We start from the raw sequence: 13862 nt of genomic DNA, 5'->3' as shown, positions 1-13862 counted from the left end.
CTTATTGCTTTGAAGAAAATATTAATTACTGGAGGAGCTGGTTTTATTGGTTCGCACGTTGTGCGCAGGTTTGTAAACACCTACCCAGATTATCAGATAGTAAACCTTGATAAATTAACCTATGCTGGCAATTTGGCCAATTTGAAAGATATTGAAGACAAACCAAATTACAGTTTCGTTAAAATAGACATTACCGATGCTTTAGCCATTAATGAGTTATTTAAGGCAGAAAATTTCGATGCCGTAATTCACCTAGCTGCCGAAAGCCACGTAGATCGCTCTATTACAGACCCTACCGCTTTTGTAATTACCAACGTAATTGGAACGGTAAACCTTTTAAATGCAGCTAGAGAGTTCTGGAAAGGCAATTACGATAAGAAAAGATTTTACCATATCAGCACTGATGAGGTTTATGGTGCATTAGGCGAAACAGGCATGTTTACCGAAACTACAGCTTACGATCCACATAGCCCATATTCTGCTTCAAAAGCAAGTTCAGACCATTTTGTAAGAGCTTACCATGATACTTACGGTTTAGATTGTGTAATCTCTAATTGTTCAAACAACTATGGCTCGCATCATTTTCCGGAGAAATTGATTCCTTTGGCCATTAATAACATCAAAAACAATAAACCGGTACCCGTTTACGGGAAAGGAGAAAATGTAAGAGATTGGCTTTGGGTAGAAGACCATGCAAGAGCTATCGATGTAATTTTCCATCAGGCTAAAACTGGCGAAACTTACAACATTGGCGGACATAATGAGTGGAAAAACATCGATTTAATTCACTTGCTATGTAAGATAATGGATAAAAAACTAGGCCGTGAAGCAGGTGAATCTGCCAAGCTAATTACCTTTGTAACCGATAGAGCCGGCCACGATTTACGCTATGCAATAGATTCGACTAAGCTACAGCAAAAATTAAATTGGGTACCAAGCCTACAATTTGAAGAAGGCTTAGAAAAAACGGTTGATTGGTATTTAGCAAATGACGAATGGCTAAACAATGTAACTTCGGGCAATTATCAATCGTATTACGAGAAGCAATACAATCATAAATAAATGGCAAAAGTACTGGTAATAGGTGCTGGCGGTCAATTGGGTCAGTGTATTAAAAAAATAGTTGCGCAACGAAATATTGAACAAGTTGTATTTCCGGAAGAAGGTATTGCAAACATTCTGAACTTAGCAGATCTTTCAACGCTATTTAACCAAGAAAAGCCTATTTATGTAATTAACTGTGCCGCTTATACTGCCGTAGATAAAGCCGAAGACGAAGTTGGTATTGCAAAGGCTGTTAATGAAACAGGAGCTAGCAACTTGGCACAATTGTGCAAAACATATGAAGCAACTTTAATTCATATCTCTACCGATTTTGTGTTTGAAGGCAATGAGGTAAAACTGTTAAAAGAAGATGATGTAGCAAGGCCAATCAACGTCTATGGGCTTACAAAGTTGGCTGGAGAAAAAGCAATTGTTGATGTATTAGCGCAACATATTATTCTTCGCACCAGTTGGCTGTACTCAGAGTTTGCCAATAACTTCGTAAAAACAATGTTGAAATTAGGGGCTGATAAAGATGAGTTAAATATCATTGCCGATCAAGTAGGTACGCCAACTTATGCTATCGACTTAGCAAACGCTATCTTTGATATTATCCAAAGCCCAACAAAGAAATACGGCATTTACCATTTTAGTAACGAGGGCGTAACCTCTTGGTACGATTTTGCCAAAGCAATTTTCGATTATAGCGGAACAGCAGTGAAAGTAAATCCAATTTCTACCAGCGCTTATCCTACAAAAGCTAAACGGCCACACTTTTCAGTGATGGATAAAAGCAAAATAAAAGCAGATTATAACATTAAGGCACCTTATTGGTTATACAGCCTAAAGAAATGTATTGAACAACTTAGACCAAACAACCAATAACCAAACCACGAAAACTCAAATCTATATGAAAGGAATAATTTTAGCAGGCGGAAGCGGAACCAGGTTGCACCCATTAACTTTGGCTACCAGCAAACAAATGATGCCGGTTTACGATAAACCCATGATTTATTACCCTTTATCAACATTAATGTTGGCCGGGATAAATGAAATCTTAATTATTTCTACGCCACACGATTTGCCAAATTTCGAAAAGTTATTGGGTGACGGAAGCACCTTAGGTTGTAAGTTTAGTTATGCGGTACAGGCAGAGCCAAATGGTTTAGCACAAGCTTTCGTAATAGGCGAAGATTTTATAGGTAAAGATAAAGTGGCCTTAGTGCTTGGAGATAATATCTTTCATGGCGATGGCATGGCTAAATTACTGCAAAATAGCGCCAATCCAGAGGGCGGAGTAGTTTTTGCCTACCAAGTATCAGATCCAGAGCGATATGGCGTTGTAGAGTTCGACAATAACAATAAAGTCATTTCTATTGAAGAGAAGCCAGTCCAGCCTAAATCTGACTATGCTGTACCGGGTTTGTATTTTTACGATAACGATGTGGTTGAGATAGCAAAAAGCATTAAGCCTTCTCCTCGCGGCGAGTATGAAATTACCGATATAAATAAGGTTTACCTAGAAAGCGGAAGATTGAAAGTAGGAGTTTTAAGCCGTGGTACGGCTTGGTTAGACACCGGCACTTTTGCTTCGTTAATGCAGGCGGGCCAATTTGTTCAAATTATTGAAGAAAGACAAGGCTTAAAGATTGGTTGTATAGAAGAAATCGCTTATAGAATGGGTTACATTACCGCAGATCAATTGAGAGAAATAGCCAAGCCTTTAGTAAAAAGTGGTTATGGCGAGTATTTGTTGAAGATTGTAAAGTAAACGTTATTTTTGCATACACAAATCAATTTGAAACTATTAATACTAGCTTAAAAGCTGATACTGACCTGTAGCGAAACCTGTGCCCATTTATCGGTAGCGTAAAGCTACGCAGTAAAATAAATTTGCTTTGCAGCTATTTCGAGGTTAGCATGACGAAACACCTATACAACATCGCCTCTGCTACTCGGAGCAGGCGCTGAATTTATTACAAGATCTTCTAAGCATGAATTGACACCCAAAATTCTGCATTATCTCTCCCCAACCTGCTGCCGCCACATGGCGTAGTACAAGCCTTTTTCTTCCACTAAATCTTCGTGCTTGCCTTGTTCTATGATGTGGCCTTTCTCTAACACATAAATTTTATCTGCATGGCGAATGGTTGATAAACGATGTGCTATTAAAATCGTAATCTGCTCGCTTAGTTTAGAAACGTCTTTAATAGTTGCCGTAATTTCTTCTTCGGTAATAGAATCTAACGAAGAAGTAGCTTCATCGAATACCAAAATATCTGGATTACGTAACAACGCTCTAGCAATAGACAAACGCTGTTTTTCTCCGCCAGAAACCTTAACGCCACCTTCACCAATTACGCTATCTAAACCTTTTTCTGCCCTTGCCAATAGTGTATGGCACGCCGCCTGACGTAAGACTTTCAAACATTCTTCGTCGGTAGCGTTCGGTTTTACAAACAGTAAGTTTTCTCTAATAGTGCCAGAAAATAGCTGCGTGTCTTGCGTTACAAACCCAATTTTTTCTCTCAGTTCATCAAGATTAATTTCCTTGCCCGAAATATTGTTGTAAAGCACGTTTCCCTCTACCGGTTGATAAAGGCCCACCAATAGTTTCACTAAGGTGGTTTTGCCAGAGCCAGACGGCCCAACAAAGGCAACGGTTTCTCCCTTATTTATACTAAAATTAATATGGTTTAAGGCATTGGTTTTGCCAGTAAGGTGTTTAAAGCTAATGTTACTAAACGTTAATTGCTCTATTTTACTTAGTGGTTTTGGATTATCTGGTTTCTTATCAATAGGAGTACTTAAAATGTCTTTAAATTTTCCCAACGACACTTCTGCTTCTCGCCACGTTAAAATTACATTACCGAGCTCCTGTAATGGCCCAAATAGAAAGAAAGAGTAAAACAAGAAAGAAAAGTACTGTCCAGGCGAAATGGTATTATCGAAAATTAAAACTAACAGTACCACAATCATTACACTTCTTACAAAGTTTACAGTAGTACCTTGCACAAAGCTCATACTGCGTACATATTTTACTTTCCGAAGTTCTAAACCTAATATTTTGTAGGTGGTTTTGTTTAATCTTTCTATTTCCTGATTGGCCAAGCCTAAGCTTTTTACCAACTCTATGTTCCTTAACGATTCGGTGGTAGAACCTGCCAAAGCCGTAGTTTCTGCAACAATCTTTTTTTGTATCGTTTTAATTTTTCTACTTAAAAACCAACTGATGAATGCAATAACCGGAATAGATGCAAGGTACACCAAGGTTACTTTGTAACTTACAGAAAGAGAATAAACAATTACGAAAATCATCCCAATTAGGCTTACAAATAGAATGCTGATGAATGAAGTGATGAACTTCTCGCAATCTACCCTAACCTTTTGCAAAACACCCAAAGTTTCTCCGCTGCGCTGGTCTTCAAATACTTGATAGGGCAGCTCTAAAGAATGTCTTAAACCATCGGCATACATTTTTGCGCCAACTTTTTGCACAATAATATTGGTAAAGTAATCTTGAAAGTTTTTAGCAATACGCGAAACCATAGCTGCTCCAATGGCCAAGCCTACTAAGCCTAGCACGCCCCAAATGTATTCAGAGCGGTCAAGAATGTCTTTTCTTTCGATAAAGCGATCTACAATTTGACCGGTAAAATATGGATCCATTAAAGAGAAACCAATATTTACCGCCGCCAAAAATAAGGCAAGTGCTACCACCCATTTATGAGCTTTTAAATACTCTATTAATAATTTCATTATTGTTTTGTGTTGGGATGCAAAAATAAAAAAAGGGAATGTAGCTGAGCTATGTTCCCCTTTATATTACAATTTAACGATAGTTTAAACCGTCATCACATCTTTCTCTTTTAGTTCGGCGTGTTTGTCAACTTTTACAATATACGCATCGGTAATTTTTTGAACCTCAGCTTCTCCTGTTTTAATCTCATCATCCGATACACTCTCTGCTTTTAGTTTCTTAATTTTTTCGTTGGCATCTTTACGGATGTTGCGAACAGTGATACGGCCTCTTTCGGCCTCTTCTTTCACTTTTTTAACCAACTCTTTTCTACGCTCTTCTGTTAGTGGTGGTACTACCAAACGAATAATAGAGCCGTCATTTTGAGGGTTAATGCCTATATTAGCTTCCATAATGGCTCTTTCGATAGGAATTAGCATGCTTTTTTCCCAAGGCTGAACAATTAAGGTACGGGCATCTGGCGTATTAATAGCCGCCACTTGCGATAAAGGCGTTGCACTGCCATAATAATCTACCATAATGCCATCTAACATTCCTGCTGATGCTTTTCCAGCTCTAATCTTAGTCAGCTCAACTTCGCAATGGGCAATGGCTTTGTCCATCATTGCTTGTGCATCTGTTAACTGTTTTTTTATGAGGTCATTCATCTTTACGTATGATTTTAGTCAAAAAATATAAAATAATTGCTCGGAGATTAACCTTTTACCAAGGTGCCAATTTCTTCTCCTTTTGCTATTTTCATGAAATTTCCAGCTTTATTCATGTCAAAAACAATAATAGGTAAATTGTTTTCTTCACATAGGGTAAAAGCTGTCATATCCATTACATTAAGCTCTTTATCATAAACTTCCTTAAAAGAAAGTGTTTGATATTTTGTAGCATTTTTGTCTTTCTCTGGATCGGCAGTGTAAATACCATCTACACGGGTTCCTTTTAGCACTACATCTGCATTAATCTCGATAGCCCTTAGCGCTGCCGCAGAATCGGTAGTAAAATATGGATTTCCAGTTCCGGCACCAAAAATAACGATACGTCCTTTTTCTAGGTGACGCACGGCCCTTCTTCTCACAAAGGGTTCGCAAATTTGCTCCATTTTAATAGCAGAAAGTAAACGTGTTTTTAAACCCACTTTCTCTAAGGCATCTTGTAGGGCCATGCTGTTAATTACGGTAGCTAACATGCCCATATAATCGGCTTGCGCCCTGTCCATCCCAGATTTTTCGGCACTTAAACCTCTAAAGATGTTTCCTCCACCTATTACAATTGCAATTTCTAAACCTTCATCATGAACGGCTTTAATGTCTTCTGCATACTGCTTAACTCTTTCGTTATCAATGCCATATTGCTTATCGCCCATCAGCGATTCGCCGCTCAGTTTAAGGAGGATCCGTTTGTATTTCATCTATATGTTTATGTCTTAACCGGTGATGAAGCTATTATGATTTGTATGATAATGAAATAGGATAATCATAATGGTTTCATAAAAGACAAAATTATCAAGTTTTTTTAAATTGATGCTTCTTTATTTCGTTTAATTTGCTTGCCTTTGTAAAATACCTGTGCTATATCCATTTCTTCATTCAATACCACAAAATTTGCTTCAGCATTAACAGCCAAACTACCTATTTCGTTTTCTTTTTTAATCAGCTTTGCTGGATAATAAGTAGCCATGTTAATCGCATCTGATAATGAGATATTGCAATGATTTACGCAGTTTTTAATGGATTGCAACATGGTCATCGCAGAACCTGACAAGGTGCCGTCTGGCATTACAAACTTACCCTCTACCGCATGGTGCTGATAGGGGCCGGAGTTACATTCGGTTACAGCATCTGTAATGATAAACAACCGCTCTTTCATTACTTTTGCAGCCATTTTTACCACTTCAAAGTCCACGTGCAAGCCATCGGCAATGATACTGGCCATGGCGGTTTGATGATTAAACACCGCCGTTGGAATACCGGGTGCACGATGCTGTAAAGCCGACATCGCATTAAACAAATGTGTAGTGGTTTGCATGCCCTTATTATAGGCTTTAGTAGCCTGCTCAAAAGTTGCACTACTGTGCCCTAAAGAAACTACCACCCCGCTATCTAGCAAATACTGAATTACATGGTCGTCTTGCAGTTCTGGGGCAATTGTCATCATTTTTATGGTACCATCGGCAAAATCTAGCAAGGCTTTAATTTCATCTAAGCTTGCTTTGCGAATGTACCCTTTTACATGTGCTCCTCTTTTTTCGGGATTGATAAAAGGGCCTTCTAAATGTAGGCCTAAGCAATTTCTAGCATTATTGCGATATTCCTTAATTACGGAGATACACTGATTGAATACTTGTGGAGTGTTGGTCGCTAAACAGATTAGAAAGCTGGTAGTTCCTTCCTGTAAAAGCTGATCTTCAATAATTCTGATACTTTCTGTACTTGGCTCGGCAGAGAACAATTTGCCTGCTGCTCCGTAAATCTGCAAATCTATAAAGCCAGGAAGTACGTAAGTATTTTGTGTTTCCGAATGATTGACATTTGGTTTGATTTCCTTTATCAAGCCATTTTCGAATGAAATATCTTTTTGAGTTTGTAATCCTGTTGGGAGAAAAATATTTTGGTTTTGTAGCAATTGCATCTACAAGTTTACCAAAATTAATAGAAGTAGTAAAAACAAAAAAGTCTCGACAAACTGCCGAGACTTTTCTATATAGATGAGCTTAAAAATTAAGCACCTAATTGTACACGCTTGAAAGCTGTTACTGTTAATCCTTTAGCAGTGTTGTCTAAGAATTTACGAACATCTACCGAACCATCTTTAACAAACTCTTGGTTTAATAAAGTATTGTCTTTGTAGAACTTGTTCAATTTACCAGCAGCAATTTTCTCCACCATTTCTTCTGGTTTACCTTCTGCTCTGATTTGCTCTTTAGCAATTTCTAACTCACGCTCAATGGTAGTTGCATCAACGTCACCTTTATCTAAAGCAACTGGGCTCATTGCAGCAATTTGCATCGCTACGTCTTTACCCGCTTCTTCAACACCAGCAGTATCTTGGTTTAAAGCTACCAATACACCTAAACGGTAGTTACCGTGAATGTATGCAACAACTTTTTCACCAGTTACTACTTCATATTTAGAGATGCCTATTTTCTCACCAATTTTACCAGTGTTATCAACAATAACCTCTTCTACTTTCTGACCATCTAATTCTAAGGCTAATAAATCAGCTAAAGAAGCAGGGTTGTTCTCTACAGCTAAATCAGCAAATTTTTGGCCTAGAGCCACAAAATCAGCATTTTTAGCTACGAAATCTGTTTCGCAGTTTAACTCAATGATAACACCACGTTTACCATCAGCTGTTGCTTTAGCAATTACTACACCTTCGTTGCTATCTCTATCTTGACGAGAAGCGGCAACTTTAGCACCTTTTTTACGTAAATAATCAACTGCTGCATCGAAATCACCATTTGATTCTGTCAATGCTTTTTTGCAATCCATCATGCCGGCACCAGTTTGTTGACGTAATTTATTTACATCTGCCGCAGAAATTTGTACTGTAGACATTCTTAAGTAAGTTTTTAACCCCCAAATCCCGATGTTTGGTCGGGACTTGCAGGTAAGTTATAAATCTTATTCTTTAATTCCCCTTTAGAGGCTAGGGGTTTAAGCTTCTGTATTATCTTCTGATGAAGTTTCTGCTTCAACAGCTTCTTTTTTTGCTTTTTTAGCAGGAGCTTCTGGAGCATCGGCAGCAGCTTTTACAGCTACAGCTTCTTTTTCCGCTTCTTCGTCTTTCTCACGCTTACGCTCATCTAATCCTTCTTCAATTGCTTTCACAACGATGTCGGTAATCAATGAAATTGATTTTGTAGCATCATCGTTAGCCGGAATTGGGAAATCGATGTTAGAAGGATCAGAGTTTGTATCAACCATTGCAAAAGTTGGAATGTTTAATTTCAAAGCTTCAGCAACTGCGATGTGCTCTTTCTTCACGTCGATTAAGAAAATAGCCGCAGGTAAACGGTTTAAATCAGCGATACCACCTAAAAGGGCCTCTAATTTAATACGCTCACGTTGGATCATTAAACGCTCTTTCTTAGAAAGAATAGCGTAAGTACCGTCTTTAGTCATCTTGTCGATGTTAGCCATCTTCTTGATTGACTTGCGCACAGTAGCAAAGTTAGTTAGCATACCACCTAACCAACGCTCGGTTACGAAAGGCATGTTTACTTTTTTAGCTTGCTCTGCTACAATTTCTTTAGCTTGTTTTTTAGTAGCTACAAATAAGATCTTACGACCAGATTTAACGATTTGTTTAATCGCCGAAGCAGCCTCTTCAGTTTTAGCTAAAGTTTTATTTAAATCTATAATGTGAATACCATTACGCTCCATGAAAATGTAAGGAGCCATTTTTGGATTCCATTTGCGGGTAAGGTGACCAAAGTGTACACCTGCATCCAATAAGTCTTGATATGTTGTTCTTGCCATTGTATTGTCTCCTTAAGATTAACGTTTACTGAATTGGAATCTCTTACGAGCTTTCGCACGTCCTGGTTTCTTACGCTCAACCATACGCATATCACGGGTCATTAACCCTTTTGCACGTAAAGCTGGTTTTTTCTCAGCATCTAATTCAACAATAGCTTTAGCAATTGCTAAACGAACAGCCTCAGCTTGTCCTTTAACACCACCACCTGCTACGTTTACTTTTACATCATGTTTACCCAAAAGCTCTGTAACTTCAAAAGCTTGGTTAACAATATATTGTAAAGGCAAGGTTGGGAAATATTCTTTATAATCTTTACCGTTTACGGTAATTGCGCCGCTACCATCTGTTAAATAGATACGAGCAACTGCAGTTTTTCTTCTACCAGAAGTATTTGTTGTTGACATTTCTTTTCTCTTTTAATTAAAGTTTAATGGTTTTAGGCGATTGTGCCGCATGAGGATGCTCTGCACCAGCATACACAAATAAATTAGTGTATAATTTTTTGCCTAACTTAGTTTTTGGCAACATACCACGTACTGCTTTTTCTACAACACGTTGTGGGTGTTTTTCCAATAACTCTTTCGGAGAAATAAAACGCTGACCACCTGGGTAACCAGTATAGCGTACATAGGTTTTATCAACCATTTTGCTACCTGTCAACTTAATTTTGTCTGCATTAATAACAATTACGTTATCACCGCAGTCTACGTGTGGGGTGTACTCAGGCTTGTTTTTTCCTCTAATAATCATAGCGATTTTAGAAGACAAGCGCCCCAAAATCTCTCCTTCAGCATCTACTACAACCCATTGCTTATTAACGGTTTTAGCATTCGCAGAGACAGTTTTGTAACTTAACGTATTCACTTGCTTTTATTTAATTTGTTAAAAAATTTATTATCCCCCAGTTTTTTAGGGACTGCAAAGATACGGAGATTTGTTTAATTACCAAATAGTTGAAGTAAAAAGTTTTGTAGAGGCGCAAGGTATAAGGCTTAAGGTTTTTGAAAAGCAAATGCAGTAGTTCTTCAGTACCTAATGCCCCGCTTTTCGTTGCAATCTTTTTTGTGTTCCGCTTACCGTCATTTCGAACGATTGTGAGAAATCTGTTTGATAGCGGCACTTAACTCTGAGATTTCTCTCTACGTTCGAAATGACGCAACAAAAAGTATTTCCACTTCTATCGGGTTTGTTATTGAACGTAAAAGCATAGATTAAATACCTACTTGGAAGACTGAAGCACCTATTTATTAAGATAAGTTATTATAAAGTGCATGTTTTCTATATTCTAAAAATTCTTCCGAGCAGTCTTTCTCATCAAGTGCTTTTACTGCATTGATAAAATTATCTGTCTCAAGATACTTCCAACGAACTTTGTTTGGAGCCATTTCTTCATAAACCTCAATCGGTTTATTCATTAACAATACCTTAATTTTATCTTTTTTATTTTCATCATCAACTTCAAAATTTTCTTTGGCATTTTTCGTTCCAAAGAAAGAATAACCGGAAAGTAAGGAGCTAATGTTATATAATATATCAATATTGCCTCTAATAGGAATTTCGTTCTTAAGCGTTATAGTACATGCTTTTGACCTATAATTAAACTGTTCCTTTTTGTGGGTGTACGCCCTCTATTAGTTCTCCGTAGAAATGATAATATTTTTTATCCTTTAATGAATGTGGGCTTGTTGGGTTTGTCCCCATAATTTCGTTTATAAGGTTTGTATCCGTTATGCGTGTCCCTTTAATTTTATCGAATACTCCCATTTTTCTAATAGTTTTTAAGATTAAAACAAACTTTACAACTCATCAGACTTAAACCCAATCCGTTTTCTGGACTGTGTCTGTTTTTCGATAAGTTCGTCCAAATAGGTAAAAACAAGCTCAATGTTTTTGTCGTGGTTTTGCAAGTGCTTTTTAATGTCGGCAATTTCCAGTTTCAGTTCGGTGTGTTCGCTAAGTAGTTTTCTTAGTCTTGTAAAAATTCTTACAATTTGTATGTTTACCTGTACCGCCGGTGTGCTGTTTAAAACAATAGATAACATTAAGACGCCGGTTCTTTAAACACATTGGGCAAGTAGGTTCTTCCTCCTCTACCAATCTTTGAGGTCACAATTTGCGAGCTCAAAAACCTATTTGTTCCTCAACTCGTCAATCCTCTGCTGTGCCCTAATGCCAATTTTAGTATCCTGTATTTGGTCTGCAACGGTAATTTCTGCATCACGGTCTTTATCAGATAAGTGTATTTGCACTTTCTCCTCGTTCTCAATAGCGTGGTCGTATGAACCCCTGCTACTCATCAGTTTTACAAAGACAGGCAAACACTCAAAAAAGATAAACAATAGCCCAATAAAAGTTACCGCTATTGCCGTGGTTACATCTCTTTTACCATCTGGCGTAAAGCTCAATTGTCCCAAAGCCCAATTTCTATCGGCAAAGCCAGCAATGCTGGCTAAGCTATCTAACTGTTTTGAGGTAAGCAGTTTTTCGTTCATCAAACCATCAAACTGTTTTCTGCCATCTACAAACTTCTCCATCTGCCTAATATCGGCAGTTAAGGTATCCAAATTTTGTCCTCGCTGTTTCAGTTCTGCTTCTTTGCGTTTAGCATAAGGGCCATAGCCCATCACGCCAGATGTTTCGGTAGTTTTATTGCCAAAAATTTCGTAATTCAATTTTTGTCTATCAGATTTTATTGTGGCCGCCAACGAATCTCTTTGCGCTTTTAATTCATTTAATTTACCTATTTCAATGGTATATTTTTTATCAAAAGCCTTGTTTAGCGTGTCAATTTTAGAACGTTGTCCGTTGAGATAGCTCACCTTCAGCTTTTCCTTAATTTCTTTGTCGAAAATCTTTAATTCTAAAGGGCGAGAAATTACTATACCAATCATAATGGCCAATATAATACGAGGAGTTGCCTGCAAAAGCTGTTTCTTAGCACTTGTGTTTTTATCTAAGCTACTCACAATGTAGCGATCCATATTGAATATGGCCAAGCCCCAAATTAGCCCAAAGAATATAGCGAATAGCCAGGCAAAATCTGCCCCCTTAAACACAAAATACATGGCGTAACCGCCCGAAAGCGCAGCAAAAAGCCCAGTAAAGAAAATGGTGGCACCAATGCCTAGGTATTTATTGTGGTCTGTAGGATGTTTTTCTAAGGTAGCGATGTGAGCACCAGAGCAAAACCAAAGGAAGCGAGAAATACGGTTCATTTCCAAAATATTAAGTAGCTGTTAGATACTTCAGCGTAAAGAATGTTACAGACAGCCTAAAACATCTTAAAATACGTGTTTTTGCTTAGGCTAAATCCGTATTAGCACGCATAAACTTCTGTAACGAGAATTATAATTTCATCTTCAAAATAAACAACCTAAACAATGAAAAAATTTTTAGCAATAACATCCTGCTGTATCGCCATAGGTCTATACGTGCAGGCCCAAACACTAGGCGAGTTTGATCCAAAAACTAATTTCTCGCAGGCATTGGGTAAAATAAAAGGCGAAAAGAACCTCTATATTGCCAACTTTAACGTAAACTTTCAAGTTTATAATGAAAAAGAAGATTTTAAACAGGGCGGCAGGGCATTTGGTGGGGGCGCATATAAAGGCGATGCCAAAGCTTCTTTATCAGTAGGGCTAACCGGAGTTTCAGAGAAAGACGTACAGGAAGCTACCGACAAGCTTTATCAAGATTTCTTAGACCAGGTTAAGGCAAAAGGCATGAATATAATTACGGCCGACGAAGCTGGTAAAGCAGAAACCTATGCCGACTATGTAAAATTGGAGGGCGGAAAGGTAAGCGTATCTCAGTACGCAGGGTTAATGACTGCAACCCCAAGCAATTATAGCTATTATGCTAAAAAGGTTACCGAAGATGGAAAAGTAAAAAAAGGAGGCTTTTTAGGTCAGCCGCATTTTGTATATGCCAAACTTTCTAAAGATTTAAACGATGCGATTATAGCAAACGTAGATCTTTTTGTAATGTTTGTTGAAGATAAAAATGCTTGGGGAGGTGCTGGAGCAAACATTAAGATTAAAACAAATATGCGCTTGGCAGCTACCGAAGCCATCATAAGTACCAGTACTGCAAAAATTAAGCTTAAAGGTCAAAATACGGTGGAGGGCATTACAAGCACAGTTGCATTTTATAGAGGTAAAATGGGCTTAGGGCCAGAAACAATGTATGTAGGTGTTTTAAAAGATGCCTTACCTATTGGCGATGTTGTGGAAGCTACAAAAGTGCAAAGTTATGCCAACAACAGAACCGATTTTACTGGCACAAGTGCTGGGCTTTATACCATCTACAATCCGGAAAATGTAGCGTCTAACGAAGCAAAAGTAATACAGGTTGATGGTAAAAAATATGCAAAAGGTGCTTACGAAGCCTGTAAAAAAATGCTAGACCACCATAGTAGTACTTTTTTTAACCGATTGTAGCTTCAAAAAGCAATACCTTTACTAATAAACATGAAAGGCATTAAACACGATCGGCTGTAGGAAAATCCTGCAGCCGATTTTGTTTATATGACTTCGGCCTATCCAATTCGAGTACAAGAAAAGTAAAAATACCATAGCATACT

General features: G+C 37.9%; 16 protein-coding genes. 4 read left to right on the top strand and 12 right to left on the bottom strand.

All coding sequences use genetic code 11. The annotated features are described in order from the left end of the window. Positions 1–9 precede the first annotated feature (9 nt). Genes rfbB through rfbA form a run of 3 tightly spaced genes read left to right on the top strand, consistent with a single transcriptional unit; the run spans position 10 to position 2815 of the window. Positions 10–1062 carry a dTDP-glucose 4,6-dehydratase gene (gene rfbB, locus B3I52_RS10640; RefSeq protein WP_293301096.1) on the top strand — a complete coding sequence of 351 codons (1053 nt, stop codon included), beginning with the start codon at positions 10–12 and terminating at the stop codon, positions 1060–1062. Further along, positions 1063–1929, top strand: coding sequence for a dTDP-4-dehydrorhamnose reductase (rfbD, locus tag B3I52_RS10635; protein WP_293301094.1), 867 nt, complete (start codon positions 1063–1065; stop codon positions 1927–1929). Between the two features lie 25 nt (positions 1930–1954). Then, the gene (gene rfbA, locus B3I52_RS10630) at positions 1955–2815 is read left to right on the top strand and encodes a glucose-1-phosphate thymidylyltransferase RfbA (protein WP_293301093.1); all 861 of its coding nucleotides are present in this window, start codon (positions 1955–1957) and stop codon (positions 2813–2815) included. A gap of 248 nt (positions 2816–3063) precedes the next feature. Here rfbA and B3I52_RS10625 read toward each other — a convergent pair whose 3' ends face one another. The 12 genes from B3I52_RS10625 to B3I52_RS10570 form a co-directional block, all read right to left on the bottom strand. Then, positions 3064–4803: an ABC transporter ATP-binding protein gene (locus B3I52_RS10625; RefSeq protein ID WP_293301092.1), complete on the bottom strand. Its 1740-nt coding sequence runs from the start codon at positions 4801–4803 to the stop codon at positions 3064–3066. An 84-nt stretch (positions 4804–4887) separates the two neighbouring features. Beyond that, positions 4888–5451, bottom strand: coding sequence for a ribosome recycling factor (gene frr, locus B3I52_RS10620; RefSeq protein WP_293301090.1), 564 nt, complete (start codon positions 5449–5451; stop codon positions 4888–4890). 47 nt (positions 5452–5498) lie between these two features. After that, the gene (gene pyrH / locus B3I52_RS10615; RefSeq protein ID WP_293301088.1) at positions 5499–6206 is read right to left on the bottom strand and encodes a UMP kinase; all 708 of its coding nucleotides are present in this window, start codon (positions 6204–6206) and stop codon (positions 5499–5501) included. A gap of 104 nt (positions 6207–6310) precedes the next feature. After that, on the bottom strand, positions 6311–7426 hold the full coding sequence (gene nagA, locus B3I52_RS10610; RefSeq protein ID WP_293301087.1) for an N-acetylglucosamine-6-phosphate deacetylase: 1116 nt from the start codon (positions 7424–7426) through the stop codon (positions 6311–6313). 89 nt (positions 7427–7515) lie between these two features. Continuing rightward, positions 7516–8355, bottom strand: coding sequence for a translation elongation factor Ts (gene tsf, locus B3I52_RS10605; protein WP_293301085.1), 840 nt, complete (start codon positions 8353–8355; stop codon positions 7516–7518). A 99-nt stretch (positions 8356–8454) separates the two neighbouring features. Continuing rightward, a complete protein-coding gene (gene rpsB / locus B3I52_RS10600) occupies positions 8455–9279 on the bottom strand; it encodes a 30S ribosomal protein S2 (protein WP_293301083.1) in 825 nt (274 codons plus the stop codon). Between the two features lie 18 nt (positions 9280–9297). Beyond that, positions 9298–9684: a 30S ribosomal protein S9 gene (gene rpsI, locus B3I52_RS10595; RefSeq protein ID WP_293301081.1), complete on the bottom strand. Its 387-nt coding sequence runs from the start codon at positions 9682–9684 to the stop codon at positions 9298–9300. 16 nt (positions 9685–9700) lie between these two features. Next, positions 9701–10144, bottom strand: a complete 444-nt coding sequence (gene rplM / locus B3I52_RS10590; protein WP_293301079.1) for a 50S ribosomal protein L13 — start codon at positions 10142–10144, stop codon at positions 9701–9703. A gap of 383 nt (positions 10145–10527) precedes the next feature. Further along, positions 10528–10695 (bottom strand): hypothetical protein, encoded by a 168-nt coding sequence (locus B3I52_RS10585; protein WP_293301077.1) that lies wholly within the window; start codon positions 10693–10695, stop codon positions 10528–10530. Between the two features lie 181 nt (positions 10696–10876). Further along, positions 10877–11044 carry a hypothetical protein gene (locus B3I52_RS10580; protein WP_293301076.1) on the bottom strand — a complete coding sequence of 56 codons (168 nt, stop codon included), beginning with the start codon at positions 11042–11044 and terminating at the stop codon, positions 10877–10879. A 32-nt stretch (positions 11045–11076) separates the two neighbouring features. Continuing rightward, positions 11077–11322, bottom strand: coding sequence for a hypothetical protein (locus B3I52_RS10575; RefSeq protein ID WP_293301074.1), 246 nt, complete (start codon positions 11320–11322; stop codon positions 11077–11079). Positions 11323–11409: 87 nt separating this feature from the next. Continuing rightward, positions 11410–12495, bottom strand: a complete 1086-nt coding sequence (locus B3I52_RS10570; protein WP_293301072.1) for a DUF4407 domain-containing protein — start codon at positions 12493–12495, stop codon at positions 11410–11412. 165 nt (positions 12496–12660) lie between these two features. On the opposite strand from B3I52_RS10570, the gene B3I52_RS10565 reads away from it, so the two are divergent. Beyond that, on the top strand, positions 12661–13719 hold the full coding sequence (locus tag B3I52_RS10565) for a hypothetical protein (RefSeq protein WP_293301070.1): 1059 nt from the start codon (positions 12661–12663) through the stop codon (positions 13717–13719). Positions 13720–13862 lie beyond the last annotated feature (143 nt).

Source organism: Pedobacter sp. UBA4863 (assembly GCF_002399615.1).
GTDB lineage: Bacteria > Bacteroidota > Bacteroidia > Sphingobacteriales > Sphingobacteriaceae > Pedobacter.
Note: the sequence above shows the minus strand (reverse complement) of the source record. Positions and strands in the feature narration are given on the sequence as shown.